Raw genomic sequence first — 21,278 nt, 5'->3', positions numbered from 1 at the left:
GCATCAGCGCTTCTGCGCCGAAAGAGACAAGCCATGACTTCCATGCACCTTCAGGTGGCGCCCTTGCAAAACCCCGAGCGTTACCCCCTGTTGGCCCAGGCCCTGACCGATCTGGCCGAGCGCTGGCTGGGCGCAGCGCGGGAGACGGTCGTGGTTCTGATTGACGACCTGCCCGCAGCGCGCTGGTATGTGGCAGCACAGCCGGTGGACCGGCCTGCCGCCCAGTTGCACATCAGCCTGCCTGCCGGCCAGGCGGGCGATGGGCAGAAGACCGAGTTCATCACCCAGGCCCTGAAGGCCCTGCAGCGCCAGCTGGGCCGGGGCGAGCCGCTGGCGGTGGGCAGTGGCGTGATCGTGCGCGAGGTGCCGCCTCAGCACTGGGGGCACTGCGAGAGCGCGGCGGCACAGGCCCAAGGCGTGGCCTGAGGCCCCGTGCGCTGGCCGCTTCACTTGAAGTGGTCGAAGCTTTCGTCGCGGCGGTCCATCAACTGGCCACGGGCGTCGAGCAGGCGCAGGCCGGGCTGTTTTTCGATGCGCCCGATGCGGGTTACCGGGGTCAGGCTGCTGCGGCTGGCGGCCTGCACCGCTTCACGGGCCGCGGCGGGGGCGGTGAACACCAGTTCGTAGTCATCGCCGCCCGCCAGCACCAGGCCCAGCGCGGTGTCGTCGTCCAGGCCGAGGTTCTCGGGGCTTGAACGGGCCGCCAGCAGGCTCAGGGCACGCTCGGCGTCGATGCTGGCGCCGACGCCGGAGCGGCGCAGGATGTGGCCCAGGTCGCCGACCAGCCCGTCACTGATGTCGGCGGCGGCCGAGGCGATGCCGCGCAGGGCCTGGCCCAGGGCGACCCGGGGGGTGGGGCACTCCATGCGGGCCCGCGCGGCCTCAAAAGCCGGGCCGGGCAGGTTTTGCGTGCCGCGGAACACTTCCAGCGCCAGCCGGGCATCGCCCAGCGTGCCACTCACATACAGGTCGTCGCCGGGGCGGGCGCCGCTGCGCAGCAGGGCCTGGCTGCGCCCGTCGACCACGGGCACCTCGCCCATCACGGTGATGCAGAGGTTCAGCGGGCCCTGGGTGGTGTCGCCACCGATCAGCTCGCAGCCGTGCGCATCGGCCAGGGCCAGCAGGCCCTGGGCAAAGGGTTCCAGCCAGCGGGCGTCAGCACGCGGCAAGGCCAGGGCCAGGGTGAAGGCGACCGGGGTGGCGCCACAGGCGGCCAGGTCGCTCAGGTTGACGGCCAGGGCCTTGTGGCCCAGGCGCGCGGGGTCGACCGTGGACAGAAAGTGCCGCCCCTCGACCAGCATGTCGCTGGAGATGGCCAGCTGCGTGCCCGGCGAGGCCTGCAGCAGCGCGCAGTCATCGCCCACGCCCAGCCGAACCGGGCCCCCCGCGCGGGGCGCGCGGGTGAAAAAACGGGCAATCAGATCAAATTCACCCATGCGGATTCCTCAAGAAGCCGCAAGCATAAAGGCTGGCCAGCCTCCTGCTTGCGGGCCACCTGTTCTTCATACCCTATTTGCGGGATGGTCAACTTGGTGGATTTTTTTTAGCATTCCGTCCATGGTTGAACAATTGCTCAGCCGTCTGTCAGCTGTCGCACCTCAAGGTCGCTGCCAGGGAGGAAAAAGAGTTTCAGAGTCAAGAAAGCGCGCGTCCCGCGGGATAGGGATGAGCAAGGGATGGGAGCCCGGCGGGGCGCGTCTTTCCTGGCATCGGAAACCACAGGCTCGGCCCCGGCGGTCTGGTGCAAGCCAGATGCCGGCGGCCCGTGTCCTGTGTCCCGTCGGGCGCACTCTGTGCCCGTTTTCAATTCATCGAATCGACATCACACGCCGCACCAGATCGACCTGGCGGTGCAGTGTCAGCTTGTTCAGTGCGCTCTTGACCTGGCTGCGCACCGTGTGGATGGACAGATGGGTCATCTGTGCAATGCGCTTGAGGGGGTGACCTTCGGTGAGCAGCACGGCCACCCGGGCTTCGGCGGGGGTGAGCTTGAGCGTCGAGCAGATCTTGGACATCTGGTCGCTGCGATCGAGCAGGCTGGCGATCGAGGCCTGGGGGGCTTCGGGCCACAGCTGCTCGGCCGCCATCACCCGCTCGGTCACGTTCTCCACCTGCGACATCACCGATTCCACGCGGCCCCGCGGGTCGAGCAGGGCTGAGTTGAACCACACGGTGTGCAGGGTGGTCCCATCGGTGCGCTGCACCGTCAGTTCGGAGCGGTTCTGCAGTTCCTGGCCACTCTGCAGCCGGCCCAGCGCCTCGCCCAGGGGGGTGTTGTCCCAGCGGGCGGGCAGCAACTCGGGCAGGCGGTGTCCGCGCACCTCGTCCAGGGCCCAGGCAAACCATTGGCTGGCGCGGCTGGAGCAATGCAGCAGGCGCAGGCTGGCGTCCATCTCCAGCACCGCCAGGGGGCTGTTTTCCATGTGGGAGGCCAGGCGTTGATTGGCCGCGCGCAAGGCATCGGCCGTGATCTTGAGTTCGTGCACACGCAGGGCGATGCTGACAAAACCGAGCACCTGGCCCTCATCGTCCAGCCAGGGGCTCAGGCTGACGTTGTGCCATTCAGCCTCGCCTGCCTGGTTGCCGATCTGTCGCTGGTAATGCGCGGTTTCGCCGCTCAGGGCCCGGTCGATGTGGCCCTGGATCTGGTCCAAGGCCTCCGCCCCATACAGATCGACCAGCGTGAGGCCGGTAACCTCGGCCGGCGTGCGCTGGAACCAGCGCGCAAAACTGGCGTTCACGTAGACGACACGCAGCGCGCTGTCCACCACGGACATCGGGGCATTCAGCGCATGGGTGACCAGCGTTTCCACCTGATCGGCACGAAGTCGCGAGGCTGTGGGTCGGGTTGGCGTATGGGGTTGAGCGGACATGAGGCTGGGCACAGCGTGACAGTTTCTGCGTCACCGCTATTGTGCCTTTGACATTTGGTTACACGGGCCAGAAGAAACTGCCGGGCGCACTGCGCAAGCGCGCGCGTATGGCCTGGTTGATGCGCCGGCGCTCAACCAGGCCCACGTTGTGCGCCCGCAACGCCAGCCGGAAGGCCAGGTAGAAGCTGACGGCGAGGTTCAGCGGGCCGATGGCGAACAGCCCGGCAATCGCCCACCAGAACTCGGCGTGGCGCAGCACATCCAGCCCCAGTGTGGCCGCTGCGGCACTCACCTGCCCCGTGGACAGCGTGACGTGGCGCACCTCCAGGCCCAGCCCGAAAAAGGCGGCAAAGGCCGGGATCAGCCCCAGCATCATGCCCAGCGAGATGTTAGCGGCCAGGCCCGAGATGTTGCGACGCAACCACTGGCCCCAGCGGCGCGCGCGCAACGGCCCCAGCCAGCGGGTGAAGCGGGGGTTGTAGGTCAGGGCCGAGTCCAGCCGATGCAACACAAACCAGTTCTCCACCCAGCCGGCAATGATGCTGGAGGCAAACAGCAGCACCCCGGTGAAGGCGGCGAACAAGGCGGTGGGCCCGAGCAGGCTCAGGTCGTGCAAGGTGTGGTGCGCATGTTCGGCGTCGACCATGGGGCCCAGGCCGGCGGCGTGCAGGCCGGCGCAGATCAGCAGCACGCCCGGAATCACCAGGCCCAGGTTGCCCACGATGGCCGCGATTTGCGAACGCAGCAGGTGCGCCACCTCATCGACAAAGCGCTCTATCGCGTCAGGCGCACTCATGTCCTTGAGTTTGGCGGCCATGGCAGGGGCGGTGACGGCGGGCTGCTTGGTGGCCACGGTCCAGTGCATCAGCATCACCAACACAAACGAGGCGGCGTAGTTCAGGCCCGCGGCAAAGCCGCTCCAGAAGGCCGACAGGCCGAGCCCATAGATGGCGAATTTGACCCAGGTGGTCAGCGCCAGCACCGAGCCGCCACCGGCGGATGCTCGCAGCATCTCGCGGTATTCGGTGGCGTTGCGGGTGATGTAGTGTTCGCCACTCTCGGCGCTGCGTTCGGCCACCTTGGCTGCCGTGAGGTGCGAACTGGCGGCGATCAGGGCTCTGATGCTGCGCCCTTCTTCGCTCACCAGCACCAGTCGGGCCAGCAGTTGGGCCAGATCGGCCGAGGGGGTTTCGCTTTGCAGGCAGCTCAGCAGATCGCGGATGCGCACCACACGCTCGCGCAGCTGGCGCAAGCGGAACACGATGCCCACCGAGATCCCGTGCTCTTCGAGGTGGGTGTAGACCGTCTGGGCGGCACGCCGACAGGCTTCCAGTTGCTGGCGCAGCACATCCGCCGCCTGCAGCGCAGCCTCGCTGCGCGGCCCAAGCTGCAGCACGGCCTGACGCAGGCGCTCGAAATGTGCAGGCAGTTCATGGAAGGGGCGCTCGTTCTGCGCCTGATCCGACATGCGCTGGCGGATCTCGGAGGCAAAGCCCGTGGCACTGACCTGGCCCACGCTGTAGGTCAGGGCATCGAGCAGCAAGGACTGGCCGCTGCCCAAGGGCGGGGCGAGGCTGTCTTCGCTGGGGGCGGGTGCCGTGAACAGCAGGCTCTGCACGCGCAGCAGGGTGTCGGGGTCGATGGCGCGCAGCCACTCGGCATCGAAGGGGGTGGGTGCGAGCAACTCGAACAGCTCACCCAGGTCGGTGGTCTCGGGGGTCTGCGGCAGCAGCTTCTTGCGCAGCCGGTTGCCCAGCTCGCTCATGAAGGCCGGCCTGGGTGCAAAGCCGTGGTCGGCCAGCAGCGAGGTGGCATCCACCGCGCCCAGGAAGTGGGCCCACCACAGCTGCCATTCGGCCTGCCAAGTGGGGCGCAGCTGGATGGCGTCGAGCATCAGCCGCAGGCGGGCCACGGCGGCCGGCGCGTCGTCTGCCCGGCCCCGTATCCACTGCAGCAGGCTCATCAGCCACAGGTGCCGCTGCACCAGCGAGGCATGGGGGTTGAGGGCGTCGAGGATCTGGGGCAGGTCAGGCGGTGTTCGATTCATAGGAGCGTGATGAAGCCGAGGCGTGGCACCGGGTCAGCTCAGTGCAGCACGCGGGTCGGCGCATGGGCGCTGGAGGTGGCCTCCAGCAGAAACAGCGGGATCGGCACGTCAAAGCGTTCGCCGTCCTCCGCCACGAAAAAATAGCTGCCGTTCATGGTTCCGCTGGGGGTGCGCAGGCGGCAGCCACTGGTGTATTGGAAGGCCTCGCCCGGTTTGAGCAGCGGTTGCTTGCCCACCACCCCCAGGCCTTTGACCTCTTCGCGGTGGCCGGTGGCATCGTGGATCTGCCAGTGGCGCGAGATCAATTGGGCCGGCACGTCGCCGGTGTTGGTGACCGTCACGGTGTAGGCAAAGGCATGCACAGACTGTTCCGCATTGGACTGGTCCGGCAGGTGTTGAGGCTCTACGTGAACGTGAATTCGATAACTGGGCATGATGGATGGACAAACAGTAAGAAGGCTGGGCGGCTTTGAAGTTCCCGCATTCTGTCATTCGTGACGCGCTTGTGCAGGGTTTGGCATTTCTGACGGGTATTGGCCCCGTTGGCGCCAGGGACGGCGCTGCTGCGACAATTGGCGCTATGAAGACCTCCGCTCCCACCCCCTACCGCATTGCCCCCTCGATCCTCTCGGCCGATTTCGCACGGCTGGGGGATGAGGTCCGTCAGGTGATCGCCGACGGCGCCGACTGGATCCACTTTGACGTGATGGACAACCATTACGTGCCCAACCTGACCTTTGGCCCCATGATCTGCCAGGCCCTCAAGCCCCATGCCCGCACGCCCGATGGCGAGGCCGTGCCCATCGATGTGCACCTGATGGTGCAACCGGTGGATGCCCTGGCCGCCGCCTTTGCCGAGGCCGGTGCCGACTACATCAGCTTCCACCCCGACGCTTCGGGCCATGTGCACCGCAGCATCCAGGCCATCAAGGCGCAGGGCGTGAAGGCCGGCCTGGTGTTCAACCCGGCGCAACCGCTGGATGTGCTGGACTGGGTGATCGAAGACCTGGACCTGATCCTCATCATGAGCGTCAACCCTGGCTTTGGCGGCCAGAGCTTCATTGATTCGGCGCTGCGCAAGATCGAGGCCGTGCGTCGCCGCATCGATGCCAGCGGCAAGGACATCCGTCTGGAAGTGGATGGCGGCATCAAGGTCGACAACATCGCCCGCGTGGCCGCCGCCGGGGCCGATACCTTTGTGGCGGGCAGCGCCATCTTCGGCAAGCCAGACTACCGCGCCGTCATCGACGCCATGCGCGTTCAACTGGCAGGCTGAGCGCACGGGGCCGCCCGACGCGGCCTTTGTCATCCTGGCGAGCGGCGCCGCTCACGGTGCTTCCGGACGGTGCTTCAGCGCATGCTGGGCTTCACGCCAGCGCTCCGCTTCCGTCTCGGCCTGACGGTGCAATCCCAGTTCCGCATGGGTCTGGGCCAGCAGCAGTTGCAGGTTGGCTTCCGGGTGGTCCTGTTCGGCGGCGCGCTCGAACCAGGCTCGGGCTTCCAGCGGATCGGCTTTCACGCCCTGGCCGTAAAGCAGCATCTGCCCCAGCAGAAACTGGGAATCAGCCCAGCCCGCCTCGGCGGCCCGGCGCATCCAGCGGGCCGCCGCCTCGGGGTGGGCTGGGTTTTGAGGGCTGCCGTTCTTCAGGATCAGCGCGATGTAGTGGGCCGCAGCCTCCTGCCCCTGATCGGCCGCCTGCTTCAGCCAAGGCAGTGCCCGGTCGGCATCGGCCGGCAGGCCGGGCGCCCCCTTGAACCACAGCTTGCCCAGTTGCAAGGCGGCCGTGGCGTCGCCAGCCTGGGCGGCGCGCTGCAGCCAGTCGCGGCCTTCGGCCACCGAGCGGGCATCGCCACGTTGCACGAGCACCCGCCCCAGCAGAGGCATGGCCGGTGTCAGCCCATTGCGCGCGAGGTTGCGCAGCACGGTGGTGGCGTGTTCATCGCGGGCTTGGGCCTGGGCGCCCCAATGGATCAACTCGGCCTCTGACGGGGCCGTGTCGACCTGGCTGAGCAGGCCCCAAACTCCCCAGGCGGCCAGCAGCAGAGGCAGCCCGGCCACGGCCCAGACCCGCAGCGGGGTTGACGGGGCCGATGAGGGCGCCGATGAGGGCGCAGACAGCGTCAATGCGGCGTTCATTTGCTCAGGTCGATGGCGTAGTCGGCCAGGTTCTTGCCGCTGCCGTCATCGCTGTTGACCGCGCTGATGCCGGTCAGACCGGCGGCCGTGGCCAGGGCCAGTTTGCCGGGGGCCGATTTGAAGGTGACCCGACCGGCCGTGCTGACCGGTGTGAAGCGCCAGCTGCGGTCGCTGCCGTTGCTGGCCCGGGTGATGGTCTTGGTGGTCTTGATGTAGTTGATCAGCACATCGCGGTTGGCGTCCGGCGAGGCGTAGATCGTCTTGCTGCCGTCCAGGCCCGGGAAATTGCCGCCACCGCTGGCGCGGTAGTTGTTGGTGGCCACGATGAAGTAGGCCGCAGGGTCGATGGCCTTGCCTTTGTAGCTCAGGTTCTTGATGCGGCTGCCCTGGGCCTGGGTCACGTCGATCTCGTAGCGGATGTCGGGCGAGGTGAACATGTCGAAGTTGTAGCCGGGGTAGCTGCTCACCAGGGCCTGGTCGGTGCTCAGGGTGGGATTGATGCGGTTGAAGCGGGTGGCGGCGGTTTCGAGCCAGGCCTTGATGTCGCTGCCCTGCACCCGCACGGCGTACACGGTGTTGGGGTACAGGTACAGGTCGGCCGCGTTGTTGATGGCCACGTTGCCGCTGGCCACGTCAGTGAAGTCGCTGCCGCCGGCAAAGCCGCTCTTGAAAGGCGCGCTGACCGAGAGCACCGGCAGCGAGGCGTATTGCGGCAGGTTGGCTGCCACATAGGCCGCCACATACGAAGCCTGGGCCTGGTTCACCACCTCGATGGCGCCGGGGTCGCCCACATCGGCGAAATACGACGCCATGTTGAAGTCGGTGCTGCCGACGGGTGTCTTGACATATTGGATGGTGGCGGCATGTTCGCTGGCGATGGCGCTGGCCACGGCGGGGTCGACGGCCACGTAGCTCTTGTCGGCGTTCTGGGTGCTGCGGGCTTCGACGGTGGTGCCGGTGGTGTCCACGGTCCACTTGCTGCCGTTGTGCACCAGTTGCAGTTTGATCACCCCCAGGTGCTTGCCCCAGAAGTTGGCCATCACGGTGGGCACGCCGTTGACCGTGCCCTTGACCTTGTCCACGCCGGGCAGGTTGAACTGGGCCACGGTGCTGGTGGCACTCGGGAAGATCTGGTGCGAGTGGCCGATCAGCATGGCGTCGATGCCGGGCACCTTGGAAAGGTGCCAGTTGCCGTTTTCCATCGTGGGGTCGTAGCTGCTGTTGTCCAGCCCGCCGTGCGAGATGGCCACCACCAGATCGGCACCCTTGCTGCGCATCTCGGGCACGTACTTCTGTGCCGTTTCGACCAGACCTTCGGTGTAGACCTTGCCGTCCAGCCAGCGCTTGTCCCAGGACAGGATGGTGGGCGGGGTGAACCCGATGATGCCGATGTTGACCGGGACCTGCACCGTGCTGCCATCGGGGGCGGTAGCCGTCAGGGTCTTGGTGATGATCTGGTAGGGGTTGAACAGCGGGGCCTTGGTCTTGGCGCTGTACACATTGGCCAGCACCTGCGGGAAGTTCGGGCCGGTACAGCGTGTGCTGCCATTGCTCACGCCGTCGACCTGGAAGGCGCTGCCGGTGACCTGGTTCAGGTAGGGCAGGCCGTAGTTGAACTCGTGGTTGCCGATGCCGCCGCCGTCGTACTTGCTCTGGTTCATGACCTTGTAGATGGCCAGCGACTGGTTGCAGGCCACCGGGTTGATCAAGGCCTGGTAGTCGGACAAGGCGGTGCCCTGGATGGTGTCGCCGTTGTCCAACAGCACCGTGTTGGCGAATTCGGCGCGGGCCTTGTTGATCAGGGTGGCCACGCGCTCATAGCCGAGCGAGGTGTCCTCGGCCAGCTTGAAGTAGTCGTAGCTCATCACGTTGGTGTGCAGGTCGGTGGTCTCCAGCAGGGCCAGGCTGGCCTTGGTGTTGGCTGCCACCACGGGGCCACCGTTGGAGCCGCCGCAGGCGACCAGGGCCAGGGTGGTTGCGCCCAGCAGGCCTGCGGTGCAGGCGTGGCGCATCGAATGAGCAACAGGTTTGTACATCTCGCATCCCTCCGGGTTTTGTATCCAGTGCGTAAAGAACTGGACTGTGGTGGGTCTGCGTGACATGGCTTTGACGGGCCGATGACACGGGCCGAATCAGATGTCCGTTTCGGACGGCCGTGTCGGGCCTGTCGCACAATCGCTGTTTTGCTTGCGCCTGTGTGGGCGCCCCGACGCCGTGTCTTCTTCCCTTCTTTCATCCACACCGTTTGAAGCCGCCATCCTCGACCTGGATGGCACCTTGGTGAACACCCTGGGCGACTTTGCCGAGGCCCTCAACCGCATGCTGGCCGAATTGCAATTGCCCGCCATCGAGGCGCAGCGCATCGAGCACATGGTGGGCAAGGGCTCAGAGCACCTGCTGCGCACCGTGCTGGCCCATGTGCTCAGTGATGGGCCGTCCGGCGCGGGCCAGGTTGAGTCGCTGTACCCGGATGCCTGGAGCAGCTACCAGCGGCACTACCTGGCCATCAACGGCTCGTGTTCGAGCGTCTACCCCGGCGTGCTGGCGGGCCTGGACGAGCTGAAGGCACGCGGCTGGCGCCTGGCCTGCCTGACCAACAAGCCCTTGTCTTTTGCCCGCCCCTTGTTGCAGGCCAAAGGGTTGGACGGGTATTTCAGCGAGGTGTTTGGCGGCGATTCATTCGAACGCAAGAAGCCGCACCCGCTGCCGCTGCAGAAGACCTGCGCCGCCCTGCGCAGCGAGCCTGGCCGCACCCTGATGGTGGGCGACTCGAGCAACGATGCCCAGGCCGCACGCGCTGCCGCTTGTCCTGTGGTGCTGGTGACCTATGGCTACAACCATGGCGAGCCCATCCGGGCGGTTGATGCGGATGGGTTTGTGGATTCTCTGGACCAGTTGAGCGCCTTGTTGGGCTGAGGCGCTTTCAACGCCTGCATTCAGAAGCTGGTCCAGTCCTCGTCGCCACCGGAGGCGGTCTTGGCGGCCGCTGCCGGCTCGCTGGCTGCCGCCTTGGTGCTGGTCGAGGCTTCAGCGTTGCGCGAGGCGGAAGCCGCCGGGCTTGCGGCGCCGGTGCGGCGGTCCGAGGCCGGCTGTTGGCGGCGCTCCTGACCCAGGTAGGGGGTGCTGGGTGGCACCGCCGATCGGGTCGCCCGAGGGGCGCTGACCTCGATGGCCCGTCCCTGGCTGGCACTGAGCTTGAACACGGCCACGGCGTCCACCAGCAGGCCGGCCTGGTTGCGCAGGCTGGCGGCGGCCGCGGCCGATTGTTCGACCAAAGCGGCGTTTTGCTGGGTGGCCTGGTCCATCTGCATCACCGCCTCGCCCACCTGGGCCACGCCCGAGCTTTGTTCGGAGCTGGCGGCGCTGATCTCGCCCACGATGTCGGTCACCCGGCGGATGGCGGAGACCACCTCGGTCATGGTGGCGCCCGCCCGGTCCACCAGGTGGCTGCCTTGCTCCACCCGTTCCACACTGGCGCCGATCAGGCTCTTGATCTCCTTGGCTGCGTCGGCGCTGCGCTGGGCCAGACTGCGCACCTCGCTGGCCACCACGGCAAAACCGCGGCCTTGCTCGCCAGCCCGGGCGGCCTCCACCGCTGCGTTCAAAGCCAGGATGTTGGTCTGGAAGGCAATGCCGTCGATCACGCCGATGATGTCGGAGATCTTGCGTGAGCTTTCGTTGATGCCCTTCATGGTGTCGACCACCTCGGCCACCACCTCACCGCCCTGGGTGGCCACGGTGGAGGCGTTCACCGCCAACTGGTTGGCGGCCCGGGCGTTGTCGGCGTTCTGGCGCACGGTGGAGCCCAGCTCTTCCATCGAGGCGGCGGTTTGCTCCAGGGCCGAAGCCTGGTGCTCGGTGCGTGCCGACAGGTCGTTGTTGCCCTGTGCGATTTCTGCGCTGGCCGTGGCCACCCCTTCGGCATTGCGGCGCACGTCGGCCACCAGGGCGGCCAGTCGGCCTTGCATGTCGGCCAGGGCCCGCAGCAACTGGCCGGTTTCGTCCTGTGCCCCGGTCGGGATCTGAAGGGCCAGATCGCCGTGGGCAATGGCGGTGGCCGCGTCCACCGCTTGTTGCACGGGGCGGGTGATGGAGCGGGTGGCGGCCCAGGCCATGAAGGCTCCCAGCACCACGGCCAGGGCGGCCGCAGCCATCAGCAGGATGCGGCTGGTCTGGGCCAGGGCGGCATTGCGTTCCTGCCCTTGGGTCAGTTGGCTGGCCATGCGCTTGCGCAGGCCATCCAGTTTGGCCAGGTAGCCGTCGGCCATCGGGTGCAGCTGCGAATCGATCATGCTGTTGATGTCTTCACCCATGGACTGCAGCTTGGCCAGTTCGACCCGCTTGTTGCGGTAGGCCTCCCGAACCTGGCGGATGTCAGCCAGCTGGGCCTTGCCCTCGTCGTCCTGCAGCAGTTCTTCCAGCCGCTTGATCTTGCCGGCCGTGCCGCTGGAGGTGGCTTCGATCTCCTTTTTGAGGCGCTCGATGTAGGTGCTGTCCACGGCACGCAGTTGGGCTTCGGTGCGGGCCCAGTTGATGCGGATGTCCGAGGCCCAGTCGTCCACCAGGGTCTGCTGCTCCATCTCGACCGTGGCGACGTGCTCGCCTGCTTGCTGCAAGGCCGTGATGCGTTGCACGCCAAAGCCCGCCACCAGCAAGGTGATCAGCAAGATGGTGGCAAAGGCGATGGCCAGGCGGGCGCCGATTTTGAGGTTGTTGTAGTTCATGGTCTGACAGCGGTAACGGGCAAAGAGACGAGCGAAGTGATGGGTTCAGGCTGCGGGGATCAGGAAGGCTTGCCCAACAGCGCATCCTTGAGTTTCCAGTCGGCCGGGTTGGGCCCCAGCCAGATGCGCAGCAAGGCATTGAAGAAGGCGGCCTCTTTGAACGGCGCCCCTTGAACCTTGCCCCGCACCGTGAGGGTGGCGCCGCTGTCGGGCAGCCAGTCGACCGTGAAGGTGTCGCCTGCGGCGAGTTTCTTTTGTTCGCCAAAGATCTCGCCCATGCGGATCAAGCCGGGGATCAGGTGCGACATCTCGCCCTTGGGCGCGTTGTCTTCCACGCCGCGGGTGAACAGCTTGCCCAGTTCGTTGGCATCGATTTCACGCAGCATGGTGATGCTGATGCGCTTGGCGCCAGGGGCGGCCAGCACCTCTTCGGGGCTGCTGGCTTTGCGCTCCAGGTACAAGCCCATGGCGTAGACCCTGAAGACGGCCTTGTAACGGGCCCCTGCGCCGTTGAGGCTGAGCTTGTGCCCTTGCAATTCGATGGGGTCGTCGAAGCTGACGCCCTGCACCGTGGTGGGGGCGGCCTGCAAAAGCAGCGGCCAGGCCAGGCAGGCGCTCAAGGCGATGGTGCGAAATCGGAGGCTCATGGGTGTCGATGACGGAAGATCAGCCCGGATCGGTGGGCCTGATCGTTGAGTTTGCAGTCTCCCCGTGTCGGTCGGTTTGACGCAACAGGGTTTTCGATGGGGGCGGGCGTCGCCTGAGCGACTGGCGCGCCGGAGTGGCTGGCAGGTTTGCTACACTCTGCCGACATGTTCATTCACCGCACGTTCATCACAGGTTGCAGCGACCGGGGAGCCTGGCCCTGGCGCAAGCCATTTCACGTGCACCACTGACCAAGCATGTCCGGGCAGCGCCGGCATGCGCCCGGGGGCTCCTTTTGGCGGAGCCTGTTGAGATGAATGAACGCGGCACCTTTCCTTTGAACTGCGGTGCCGCCAGAGCTGGAGGCTCATTGCCGTGATCACCGAACTTGAATTCAAGAGCCTTGCCTTGCAGGGCTTCAACCGCATCCCTTTGATTGCCGAGGCGTTTGCGGATCTGGAAACCCCCCTGTCCCTGTACCTGAAGCTGGCCCATGCCCGTGACGGAGGCCGCTACAGCTTTTTGCTGGAGTCGGTGGTCGGGGGTGAGCGTTTCGGCCGCTACAGCTTCATCGGCCTGCCTGCCCGCACCTTGCTGCGGGCCAGCGGCTTTGGCGATGAAGCCAAGACCGAGGTGGTGCGCGATGGCGTGGTCATCGAGACCGCCCAGGGCAACCCGCTGGATTTCATTGCCGAGTACCAGAAGCGCTTCAAGGTGGCGCTGCGCCCTGGCTTGCCGCGTTTCTGCGGTGGCCTGGCGGGGTATTTCGGCTACGACGCGGTGCGCTACGTCGAGAAGAAGCTCGAGAAGACCTGCCCGCCTGACACCCTGGGCACGCCCGACATCCTGCTGCTGCAATGCGAAGAGCTGGCCGTGATCGACAACCTGTCGGGCAAGCTGTACCTGATTGTCTATGCCGACCCAGCCACGCCCGAGGCCTTTGCCAATGCCAAGAAGCGCCTGCGGGATCTGAAGGATCAGCTCAAGTACTCCGTCAGTGCCCCGGTGGTGAAGGCCACCCAGGGTTATCCGGCTGAGCGCGACTTTGTCAAGGTCGACTACCTGGTGGCCGTGGAGAAGGCCAAGGAACTGATTGCCGCCGGCGATTTCATGCAGGTGCAGGTGGGGCAGCGCATCAAGAAGCGCTACACCGAAAGCCCGCTGTCGCTGTACCGTGCGCTGCGTTCGCTCAACCCCTCGCCCTACATGTACTACTACCACTTCGGAGATTTCCATGTGGTGGGCGCATCGCCTGAGATCCTGGTGCGCCAGGAGCGCGTCGAGATCGATGGCCGCGAAGAGCAGAAGATCACCATCCGCCCCCTGGCCGGCACACGCCCACGGGGCGCCACGCCCGAGAAAGACAAGGCGGCCGAGGTCGAACTCATCAACGACCCCAAGGAGCGCGCCGAGCACGTGATGCTGATCGACCTGGCACGCAACGACATCGGGCGCATCGCCAAGATCGGCTCGGTCAAGGTGACCGAGGCCTTCGTGGTGGAGCGCTACAGCCATGTGATGCACATCGTGAGCAATGTCGAAGGCACGCTGAACGATGGCATGGGTGCCATTGACGTGCTGAAGGCCACCTTCCCGGCGGGCACCCTCACGGGGGCGCCCAAGGTGCACGCCATGGAGTTGATCGACCAACTCGAGCCCACCAAGCGCGGGCTGTACGGCGGTGCCTGTGGCTACATCAGCTATGCGGGCGACATGGATGTGGCCATCGCCATCCGCACCGGCCTGATCAAGGACCAGACGCTGTATGTGCAGGCTGCGGCCGGCGTGGTGGCGGATTCGGTGCCCGAGATGGAATGGAGAGAAACAGAACACAAGGCCCGTGCACTGTTGCGCGCGGCTGAACTCGTTGAAGAAGGCCTGGAGTGAACGCCATGACGAACAAGATCAAGCTCCTCATGGTGGACAACTACGATTCGTTCACCTTCAACATCGTGCAGTATTTCGGCGAATTGGGTGCCGAGGTCGAGGTGTTCCGCAACGACGAGATCACGCTCGAGGGCATTGCGGCCCGGGCGCCGGACCGGCTGGTGATTTCGCCAGGCCCGTGTTCGCCTGCCGAGGCGGGTATCTCGGTGGCTGCGATCCAACATTTCGCCGGCAAGCTGCCGATTCTTGGCGTGTGCCTGGGTCACCAGGCCATCGGGGCGGCCTTTGGCGGCCGGATCATCCGGGCTCAGGAGCTCATGCATGGCAAGACCAGTGTGATCACCACCACGCAAGAAGGCGTGTTTGCCGGGCTGCCCGAGAAGTTCACGGTGAACCGTTACCACTCGCTGGCCATCGAGCGCAGCAGCTGCCCGGCCGACCTCAAGGTGACCGCCTGGACGGATGATGGCGAGATCATGGGGGTGCGCCACCAGTCTCTGGACATCGAGGGCGTGCAGTTCCACCCCGAGTCCATCCTGACCGAGCATGGGCACGCCATGCTCAAGAACTTCCTGGTGCGGTCATGAGCGCCTTGATGCGGTTGCGGCGCCGCAGCCGCTGCGCTCTGGCTGCCATGCCGGGGCGCGACCGCGTTCAACGCTGAAACGGGAGCAGTGCCATGCCGGATTCCCATCACCTGCTGCTGTTTGTGCTGGCCGGCTGGCTGCTGAACCTCACGCCGGGGCCCGATGTGCTGTACATCGTCTCCCATGCCCTGCGCTCCGGGGTGCGTGCCGGGGTGGTGGCCGGCCTGGGCATCACCGGGGGCTGCTTTGTCCACATCGCCGCGGCCTCGGTGGGGGTGGGGGCCTTGCTGGCCACATCGGCCACGGCCTTCACCTTGCTCAAGTGGCTGGGGGCGGGCTATTTGCTGTGGATGGGCTTGCGCATGCTGCTGGCCCGGGCGGTTGATTCGAGCCTGGTGCAGAAGGCCGAAGCCGCTTCACCCGAGCGCGCCACCCAGAGCCTGAGGCAGGTCTTCATGGGCGGTTTCTGGACCAATGTGCTCAACCCCAAGGTGGCGATTTTCTTTCTCGCCTTCGTGCCGCAGTTCATTGCGCCAGGCACCGACAACAAGGCGCTGGCATTTGTGCTGCTCGGGGTCTTGTTCAACCTCAACGCCATTCCGGTCAATCTGGCCTGGGCGCTGGCTGCGGCCTGGATGGCTCGCCGCCTGGGCGCTGTGCAGCGTGGCTTGCAGTGGCTCGATCGCGTGGCCGGGGCGATGTTCATCGGCTTCGGCCTCAAGCTGGCTTTTTCGGATCGTCCCGCGCCTTGAGCGCGATACGCCATGACCTCTCAGGAGATTTCCATGCCCATCACCCCTCAGGAAGCGCTGCAGCGCACCATCGAGCACCGCGAGATTTTTCACGACGAGATGCTCGAACTCATGCGCGCCATCATGCGTGGCGAGTTGTCGCCGGTGATGACGGCGGCCCTCATCACCGGGTTGCGCGTGAAGAAAGAAACCATCGGCGAGATCACCGCGGCCGCGCAGGTCATGCGGGAGTTCTCGACCAAGGTGCATGTGGCCGACAAGACCCACCTGGTGGACATCGTCGGCACCGGGGGGGATGGCTCGCACACTTTCAACATCAGCACCTGCTCGATGTTTGTGGCCGCCGCCGCGGGGGCCAAGGTCAGCAAGCATGGCGGGCGCAGTGTGTCGAGCAAGTCGGGCAGTGCCGACGTGCTGGAGGCGCTGGGCGTCAACATCAACCTCACGCCAGAGGCGATTGCCCGCTGCGTTCAGCAAACCGGCATCGGCTTCATGTTCGCCCCCAATCACCACCCGGCCATGAAAAACGTGGCGGCAGTGCGCAAGGAGCTGGGCGTGCGCACCATCTTCAACATCCTTGGGCCGCTGACCAACCCGGCCGAGGCGCCGAACATCCTCATGGGGGTGTTCCACCCTGATCTGGTGGGCATCCAGGTGCGTGCCTTGCAGCGCCTCGGTGCCGAGCATGCCGTGGTGGTCTACGGGCGCGATGGCATGGACGAGGTCAGCCTGGGCGCGGCCACCCTGGTGGGCGAACTCAAGGATGGCGAAGTGCGTGAGTACGAGATCCATCCCGAGGACTTCGGTCTGCCCATGGCCAGCAACCGGGCCCTGAAGGTGGACACGCCGGAACAATCCCGTGAGTTGCTGCTCGCGGTGCTGGACAACAGCCCGGACCCGGCCGTGCGGGCGGCGCGCGATATCGTGTTGCTGAACGCGGGTGTGGCACTGTATGCCGCCAACGTGGTGCCTTCGATGACCGAAGGCCTGCAGCGTGCCCGTGCCGCGCTGGAGTCGGGTGCCGCGCGCACCAAGCTCAACGAGTTGGTGGCCACGGCCAAGGCCCTCACGCCAGCACTCTGAGGCCCGAGCGATGAGCCTGTGGCAAGACCCCGGCACCTGGATCGCTCTGGGTGTTTCAGCGCTTTTTGTGGGCGTTGGCTGGGGTTTGCACCGGGTGTTTCCGAAAATTTTGAAAAACGGCTCTCTGAGCCCGCAAGAACATGAGTGATATTCTGAACAAAATAGTGGCCGTCAAGCACGAGGAGGTGGCTGCCGGCCTGAAGAAGGTGCCCTTGGCCGCCATGCGTGCCGATGCCGAAAGCCGGGTGCTGACGCGCGATTTCGTCGGCGCCATGCGGGCCAAGATGGCTGCAGGTCAGGCTGCGGTGATTGCCGAGGTCAAGAAGGCCAGCCCCTCCAAGGGCGTGCTGCGGGCTGACTTCATTCCGGCGGACATTGCGCAAAGCTACGCCGAGCATGGCGCAGCCTGCCTGTCGGTGCTGACAGACAAGCAGTTCTTCCAGGGCAGCGTGGATTACCTCAAGCAGGCCCGAGCTTCCTGCGCTTTGCCTGTGCTGCGCAAGGATTTCATGATCGATCCGTACCAGGTCTACGAAGCCCGGGTGATGGGCGCCGACTGCATCCTGCTGATTGCGGCCATCCTGGACGATGCCCAGATGGCCGACCTGGAGGCCATCGCCCGCAGTCTGGACATGGCCGTGCTGGTCGAAGTGCACGATCGCCCCGAACTGGAGCGTGCCTTGCGCCTCAAGACCCCGCTGGTGGGTATCAACAACCGCAATCTGCGCACCTTCGAAGTCAGCCTGGACACCACCTTGGGCATGCTGGCCGATGTGCCGGCAGACCGATTGCTGGTGACGGAGTCGGGCATCTTGGGGCCGGCGGACGTGCAGCGCATGCGTGAGGCTCACGTGCACGCTTTCCTGGTGGGCGAGGCCTTCATGCGGGCCAACGATCCCGGCGAGGCGCTGGCGCATCTGTTTGCCTGATGGGATCTTGGAGGACGGAATGTCGAAGTTGATCGACGCCGCCGAGCGGCCTGTACCCGACCAACTGGGATCGGCCAACCCGGCCGATTGGCCTGTGGCAGGCGGGTGGCAAGCACTGGTGAATGAGTTCTTTGCTGCGCCTGCTGGCGTGCAATTGCTGAACTTTCTACAGCAACGTCTGCAAGACGGTGCCACGGTGTTCCCGCCCCAGCCACTGCGGGCACTGCTGCTCACACCGCCAGAGGCGGTGCGCGTCGTCATCCTGGGGCAGGACCCCTACCATGGGCGCGGCCAGGCGGAGGGCTTGGCCTTTTCGGTGGCTCCGGGCGTGCCCCTGCCGCCGTCGTTGCGCAATATCTTCAAGGAGCTGCAACGGGATCTGGGGACTCCGTTCCCGGCGTTCCCGTCGCCCGGAGGGAGCCTGGTCCGTTGGGCGCAGCAAGGTGTGTTGTTGCTCAACACCTGCCTGACGGTGGAGGAGGGCCAGCCCGCCAGTCATGCCGGTCGCGGCTGGGAGCTGCTGACCGATGCAGTGATCCGGCATGTGGCGCAGGGGCCTCGCCCGGTGGTCTTCATGCTGTGGGGTGCGCACGCACAGAGCAAGCGCCCCATGATCGACGCCTCACGTCACCTGGTGCTTTTGTCCAATCATCCTTCGCCTTTGTCGGCGCTGCGACCTCCAGCACCTTTCATCGGGTGTGGGCATTTCTCCCAGGCCCGGGCCTGGCGCGACCAGCACGCGAGCGGCGGCTGACGGCATTCCGCCCGGAACTCAAGGTTTGGGCAGGCGCAGGGTGGCGCGCACGCCCACGTCATCGACGTGGCGCTTCAACCAGTGTTTTGCGGCCTCCTTCCCCATGTTGAAGAGGCGTTCGATCATGTCACCATCGGTGGCCACCTTGCTGGATGCCGGCAGGTCTTCCAAGCCCTGGCCGCCATCGATACGGTGCAGGCGGATGCGTCGATAGTCTTCGCCCTCCTGCATGCGGCCTCGTTCGATCAACTGGTTGATGAATTCCACGTTTCGCATCTGGTCGAGCAGGCTGGCGTTGAAGGTCAACTCATTCACCCGATCCAGGATGTCCTGCTGTGAGTGCGGTGTTTCGTGGCGTTGCAGGGGGTTGATCTGCACGACCAGGATGTCTTGCGCGTCACATTGCTTGATCAGCGGAATCAGCGGCGGGTTGCTGGAATAGCCACCATCCCAGAATGGCTCGCCGTCGATTTCGACGGTCCGGAACACCATGGGCAGGCAGGTCGACGCCATGACGGCCTGCAAGTCGAGTTGTCGGCCGGAAAAGACCTTGGCCAGCCCCGTGCGCACATGGGTTGCAGATACAAATACACGGGGTGAGTGCAGCCGTGCCAGGCCTTCAAAGTCGATGTGGGTCGCCAGCAATTTGCGCAGGGGGTTGATGTCCATCGGATTCATCTGCGATGGCGACATCCACGGGGCCATGGCGCTTTGCAGCATGTGCCCACCCATGCTGGTGTTGAGCATCATGTGCATCACACTCTGGGTCAGGGCCCCGACGCTGCCCAGCGCCACCACGCCCTCCCAGACCCGCCGCAGTGTCTGCCGCGCAGACGCACGGATGGCCTGGCGCTCATCGTCACCTGGCGGGTGGCCCAGATAGCCTTGGGCGAGCGCAATGGCATTGATGGCGCCGGCACTGGCCCCGCTGATGCCGTCGAAATCGAAGCGGCCATCTTCGAGCAGCGCATCCAACACGCCCCAGGTGAAGGCGCCATGAGCCCCTCCGCCTTGAAGTGCAAGACTCAGGCGCTTGGGCGGCTCCGCAGGAGTGGGGAAGGTGTACATGCGGTCATGCTGACACGATTTGTGCACTGCAACATAAAAAGTTGGGCTCAATTGAAGAAATTTGTTCGGAATGCCCAAAGAGGCCTGAAAAAAAGGTCATAATCATGGTCTCGCAAGTTCATCAGGACATGCGGCTCGAACGGAAAGTAAGGCGGCTTAAAAAACTGTGTTATAGTTCGAGATTCGCTGGAGGGGTGCCCGAGTGGCTAAAGGGGGCAGACTGTAAATCTGTTGGCTTACGCCTACGCTGGTTCGAATCCAGCCTCCTCCACCAGTGAGTGAATTGATGTGAGTGGCGATCAAAAGCGCCGGTAGTGTCGGGAGAAATCCTGTCATTGTTTGGCGGGAGTAGTTCAATGGTAGAACCCTAGCCTTCCAAGCTAATGACGCGGGTTCGATTCCCGTCTCCCGCTCCAGCATCGGTTTGCGAGAGTAGTTTTTTTGAAGTGCCTGGTGGCCTTCAGATGCCCATGTGGCTCAGTGGTAGAGCACTCCCTTGGTAAGGGAGAGGTCGCGGGTCCGATTCCCGCCATGGGCACCACGTTCTTCGGCGCCCCCTGTCAGGGGGCGCTTTGACCCTTGTTGTGTTGATTTAGGTATTTTTTTTCGGAGTCGAAAAAATGGCAAAAGGCAAGTTTGAACGTACCAAGCCGCACGTGAACGTCGGCACCATCGGTCACGTTGACCACGGCAAGACCACCCTGACGGCTGCGATCGCTACCGTTCTGGCAGCCAAGTTCGGCGGCGAAGCCAAGGCTTACGACCAGATCGACGCAGCGCCCGAAGAAAAGGCCCGCGGCATCACGATCAACACCGCCCACGTTGAATACGAAACCGCCAACCGCCACTACGCTCACGTGGACTGCCCCGGCCACGCTGACTATGTGAAGAACATGATCACCGGCGCTGCCCAGATGGACGGCGCTATCTTGGTGTGCTCGGCTGCTGACGGCCCGATGCCCCAAACCCGTGAACACATCCTGCTGTCCCGCCAAGTGGGCGTGCCTTACATCATCGTCTTCCTGAACAAGGCTGACCTGGTGGACGACGCTGAACTGCTGGAACTGGTCGAAATGGAAGTGCGCGAGCTGCTGTCCAAGTACGAATTCCCTGGCGACGACACCCCGATCATCAAGGGTTCGGCACGTCTGGCGCTGGACGGCGACAAGGGCGAACTGGGCGAGCAAGCCATCATGAAGCTGGCCGAAGCTCTGGACACCTACATCCCCACGCCTGAGCGCGCTGTGGACGGTGCTTTCCTGATGCCTGTGGAAGACGTGTTCTCGATCTCGGGTCGTGGCACTGTGGTGACCGGTCGTGTTGAGCGCGGCATCATCAAGGTCGGCGAAGAAATCGAAATCGTGGGTATCAAGCCCACCGTCAAGACCACCTGCACTGGCGTGGAAATGTTCCGCAAGCTGCTGGACCAAGGTCAGGCTGGCGACAACGTCGGCATCTTGCTGCGCGGTACCAAGCGTGAAGACGTCGAGCGCGGCCAAGTGCTGTGCAAGCCGGGCAGCGTCAAGCCGCACACCCACTTCACCGCAGAAATCTACGTTCTGTCGAAGGATGAAGGCGGCCGTCACACCCCGTTCTTCAACAACTACCGTCCTCAGTTCTACTTCCGCACGACCGACGTGACCGGCGCCATCGAGCTGCCGAAGGACAAGGAAATGGTCATGCCTGGCGACAACGTGTCGATCACTGTGAAGCTGATCAACCCCATCGCCATGGAAGAAGGTCTGCGTTTCGCCATCCGTGAAGGTGGCAAGACTGTGGGCGCCGGTGTGGT

20 protein-coding genes and 3 tRNA genes are annotated in these 21,278 nt (G+C 65.0%); 14 read left to right on the top strand and 9 right to left on the bottom strand.

Going from position 1 to position 21,278, the window contains the following annotated elements; all coding sequences use genetic code 11:
* The first annotated feature begins 33 nt into the window (after positions 1-33).
* The gene (locus tag F624_RS0129905) at positions 34-426 is read left to right on the top strand and encodes a tautomerase family protein (protein ID WP_084679833.1); all 393 of its coding nucleotides are present in this window, start codon (positions 34-36) and stop codon (positions 424-426) included.
* Between the two features lie 20 nt (positions 427-446).
* On the opposite strand, the gene thiL is transcribed toward F624_RS0129905, so the two are convergent.
* The 4 genes from thiL to apaG form a co-directional block, all read right to left on the bottom strand.
* The gene (gene thiL / locus F624_RS0129900) at positions 447-1,436 is read right to left on the bottom strand and encodes a thiamine-phosphate kinase (protein ID WP_019578057.1); all 990 of its coding nucleotides are present in this window, start codon (positions 1,434-1,436) and stop codon (positions 447-449) included.
* 372 nt (positions 1,437-1,808) lie between these two features.
* Positions 1,809-2,873: a helix-turn-helix transcriptional regulator gene (locus F624_RS0129895; RefSeq protein ID WP_084679830.1), complete on the bottom strand. Its 1,065-nt coding sequence runs from the start codon at positions 2,871-2,873 to the stop codon at positions 1,809-1,811.
* Between the two features lie 58 nt (positions 2,874-2,931).
* The gene (locus tag F624_RS0129890) at positions 2,932-4,920 is read right to left on the bottom strand and encodes a site-specific recombinase (protein ID WP_019578055.1); all 1,989 of its coding nucleotides are present in this window, start codon (positions 4,918-4,920) and stop codon (positions 2,932-2,934) included.
* A 38-nt stretch (positions 4,921-4,958) separates the two neighbouring features.
* Entirely contained in the window at positions 4,959-5,354 is a 396-nt protein-coding gene (gene apaG / locus F624_RS0129885) for a Co2+/Mg2+ efflux protein ApaG (protein ID WP_027477666.1), read from the bottom strand.
* Positions 5,355-5,500: 146 nt separating this feature from the next.
* Here apaG and rpe point away from each other — a divergent pair, with 146 nt between their 5' ends.
* Entirely contained in the window at positions 5,501-6,196 is a 696-nt protein-coding gene (gene rpe / locus F624_RS0129880) for a ribulose-phosphate 3-epimerase (protein ID WP_019578053.1), read from the top strand.
* Positions 6,197-6,247: 51 nt separating this feature from the next.
* On the opposite strand, the gene F624_RS0129875 is transcribed toward rpe, so the two are convergent.
* Both F624_RS0129875 and F624_RS0129870 read right to left on the bottom strand, forming a co-directional pair.
* Positions 6,248-7,057, bottom strand: a complete 810-nt coding sequence (locus F624_RS0129875) for a tetratricopeptide repeat protein (RefSeq protein ID WP_084679827.1) — start codon at positions 7,055-7,057, stop codon at positions 6,248-6,250.
* Complete coding sequence (locus F624_RS0129870; protein WP_043427032.1) at positions 7,054-9,069, bottom strand: bifunctional 2',3'-cyclic-nucleotide 2'-phosphodiesterase/3'-nucleotidase; 2,016 nt, start codon at positions 9,067-9,069, stop codon at positions 7,054-7,056. The genes F624_RS0129875 and F624_RS0129870 overlap by 4 nt, the downstream gene beginning before the upstream one ends.
* Before the next feature lie 124 nt (positions 9,070-9,193).
* On the opposite strand from F624_RS0129870, the gene F624_RS0129865 reads away from it, so the two are divergent.
* On the top strand, positions 9,194-9,973 hold the full coding sequence (locus tag F624_RS0129865; RefSeq protein ID WP_019578050.1) for a phosphoglycolate phosphatase: 780 nt from the start codon (positions 9,194-9,196) through the stop codon (positions 9,971-9,973).
* Positions 9,974-9,993: 20 nt separating this feature from the next.
* Here F624_RS0129865 and F624_RS0129860 read toward each other — a convergent pair whose 3' ends face one another.
* Entirely contained in the window at positions 9,994-11,781 is a 1,788-nt protein-coding gene (locus F624_RS0129860) for a methyl-accepting chemotaxis protein (RefSeq protein WP_019578049.1), read from the bottom strand.
* A 59-nt stretch (positions 11,782-11,840) separates the two neighbouring features.
* Positions 11,841-12,428, bottom strand: coding sequence for a chalcone isomerase family protein (locus F624_RS0129855; RefSeq protein ID WP_019578048.1), 588 nt, complete (start codon positions 12,426-12,428; stop codon positions 11,841-11,843).
* Positions 12,429-12,801: 373 nt separating this feature from the next.
* Here F624_RS0129855 and trpE point away from each other — a divergent pair, with 373 nt between their 5' ends.
* From trpE to F624_RS0129825, 7 genes are all read left to right on the top strand, one after another.
* Entirely contained in the window at positions 12,802-14,313 is a 1,512-nt protein-coding gene (gene trpE, locus F624_RS0129850) for an anthranilate synthase component I (protein ID WP_019578047.1), read from the top strand.
* A 5-nt stretch (positions 14,314-14,318) separates the two neighbouring features.
* A complete protein-coding gene (locus F624_RS0129845; protein ID WP_031256759.1) occupies positions 14,319-14,900 on the top strand; it encodes an anthranilate synthase component II in 582 nt (193 codons plus the stop codon).
* Between the two features lie 92 nt (positions 14,901-14,992).
* Positions 14,993-15,652 (top strand): LysE family translocator, encoded by a 660-nt coding sequence (locus F624_RS0129840; protein WP_019578045.1) that lies wholly within the window; start codon positions 14,993-14,995, stop codon positions 15,650-15,652.
* Between the two features lie 33 nt (positions 15,653-15,685).
* Positions 15,686-16,735, top strand: coding sequence for an anthranilate phosphoribosyltransferase (gene trpD / locus F624_RS0129835; protein WP_031256756.1), 1,050 nt, complete (start codon positions 15,686-15,688; stop codon positions 16,733-16,735).
* A gap of 10 nt (positions 16,736-16,745) precedes the next feature.
* Positions 16,746-16,883: a hypothetical protein gene (locus tag F624_RS35440; RefSeq protein WP_169426728.1), complete on the top strand. Its 138-nt coding sequence runs from the start codon at positions 16,746-16,748 to the stop codon at positions 16,881-16,883.
* Positions 16,876-17,664 (top strand): indole-3-glycerol phosphate synthase TrpC, encoded by a 789-nt coding sequence (gene trpC, locus F624_RS0129830; RefSeq protein WP_019578043.1) that lies wholly within the window; start codon positions 16,876-16,878, stop codon positions 17,662-17,664. The genes F624_RS35440 and trpC overlap by 8 nt, the downstream gene beginning before the upstream one ends.
* Before the next feature lie 19 nt (positions 17,665-17,683).
* The gene (locus F624_RS0129825) at positions 17,684-18,418 is read left to right on the top strand and encodes a uracil-DNA glycosylase (RefSeq protein WP_019578042.1); all 735 of its coding nucleotides are present in this window, start codon (positions 17,684-17,686) and stop codon (positions 18,416-18,418) included.
* An 18-nt stretch (positions 18,419-18,436) separates the two neighbouring features.
* Here F624_RS0129825 and F624_RS0129820 read toward each other — a convergent pair whose 3' ends face one another.
* Positions 18,437-19,486, bottom strand: coding sequence for a patatin-like phospholipase family protein (locus F624_RS0129820; protein ID WP_031256753.1), 1,050 nt, complete (start codon positions 19,484-19,486; stop codon positions 18,437-18,439).
* 188 nt (positions 19,487-19,674) lie between these two features.
* Here F624_RS0129820 and F624_RS0129815 point away from each other — a divergent pair.
* From F624_RS0129815 to tuf, 4 genes are all read left to right on the top strand, one after another.
* Positions 19,675-19,760 (top strand) — tRNA-Tyr (locus tag F624_RS0129815).
* Between the two features lie 68 nt (positions 19,761-19,828).
* Positions 19,829-19,902: transfer RNA gene (locus tag F624_RS0129810), tRNA-Gly, on the top strand.
* A gap of 50 nt (positions 19,903-19,952) precedes the next feature.
* A tRNA-Thr gene (locus F624_RS0129805) sits at positions 19,953-20,027 on the top strand.
* 79 nt (positions 20,028-20,106) lie between these two features.
* Positions 20,107-21,278, top strand: a 1,172-nt coding sequence (tuf, locus tag F624_RS0129800) for an elongation factor Tu (RefSeq protein WP_019577822.1), incomplete at its 3' end; no start/stop codon positions are given.

It is taken from the genome of Curvibacter lanceolatus ATCC 14669 (assembly GCF_000381265.1).
Taxonomy (GTDB): domain Bacteria; phylum Pseudomonadota; class Gammaproteobacteria; order Burkholderiales; family Burkholderiaceae_C; genus Curvibacter; species Curvibacter lanceolatus.
The sequence above is the reverse complement of the archived record's forward strand: the minus strand, read 5'-3'. Positions and strand labels throughout refer to the sequence as shown.

Coding starts and splice junctions, on each gene's coding strand:
- F624_RS0129905 (WP_084679833.1), top strand. CDS start 34: ATGACTTCCATGCACCTTCAGGTGGCGCCCTTGCAAAACCCCGAGCGT.
- thiL (WP_019578057.1), bottom strand. CDS start 1,436: ATGGGTGAATTTGATCTGATTGCCCGTTTTTTCACCCGCGCGCCCCGC.
- F624_RS0129895 (WP_084679830.1), bottom strand. CDS start 2,873: ATGTCCGCTCAACCCCATACGCCAACCCGACCCACAGCCTCGCGACTT.
- F624_RS0129890 (WP_019578055.1), bottom strand. CDS start 4,920: ATGAATCGAACACCGCCTGACCTGCCCCAGATCCTCGACGCCCTCAAC.
- apaG (WP_027477666.1), bottom strand. CDS start 5,354: ATGCCCAGTTATCGAATTCACGTTCACGTAGAGCCTCAACACCTGCCG.
- rpe (WP_019578053.1), top strand. CDS start 5,501: ATGAAGACCTCCGCTCCCACCCCCTACCGCATTGCCCCCTCGATCCTC.
- F624_RS0129875 (WP_084679827.1), bottom strand. CDS start 7,057: ATGAACGCCGCATTGACGCTGTCTGCGCCCTCATCGGCGCCCTCATCG.
- F624_RS0129870 (WP_043427032.1), bottom strand. CDS start 9,069: ATGCGCCACGCCTGCACCGCAGGCCTGCTGGGCGCAACCACCCTGGCC.
- F624_RS0129865 (WP_019578050.1), top strand. CDS start 9,194: ATGTCCGTTTCGGACGGCCGTGTCGGGCCTGTCGCACAATCGCTGTTT.
- F624_RS0129860 (WP_019578049.1), bottom strand. CDS start 11,781: ATGAACTACAACAACCTCAAAATCGGCGCCCGCCTGGCCATCGCCTTT.
- F624_RS0129855 (WP_019578048.1), bottom strand. CDS start 12,428: ATGAGCCTCCGATTTCGCACCATCGCCTTGAGCGCCTGCCTGGCCTGG.
- F624_RS0129845 (WP_031256759.1), top strand. CDS start 14,319: ATGACGAACAAGATCAAGCTCCTCATGGTGGACAACTACGATTCGTTC.
- F624_RS0129840 (WP_019578045.1), top strand. CDS start 14,993: ATGCCGGATTCCCATCACCTGCTGCTGTTTGTGCTGGCCGGCTGGCTG.
- trpD (WP_031256756.1), top strand. CDS start 15,686: ATGCCCATCACCCCTCAGGAAGCGCTGCAGCGCACCATCGAGCACCGC.
- F624_RS35440 (WP_169426728.1), top strand. CDS start 16,746: ATGAGCCTGTGGCAAGACCCCGGCACCTGGATCGCTCTGGGTGTTTCA.
- trpC (WP_019578043.1), top strand. CDS start 16,876: ATGAGTGATATTCTGAACAAAATAGTGGCCGTCAAGCACGAGGAGGTG.
- F624_RS0129825 (WP_019578042.1), top strand. CDS start 17,684: ATGTCGAAGTTGATCGACGCCGCCGAGCGGCCTGTACCCGACCAACTG.
- F624_RS0129820 (WP_031256753.1), bottom strand. CDS start 19,486: ATGTACACCTTCCCCACTCCTGCGGAGCCGCCCAAGCGCCTGAGTCTT.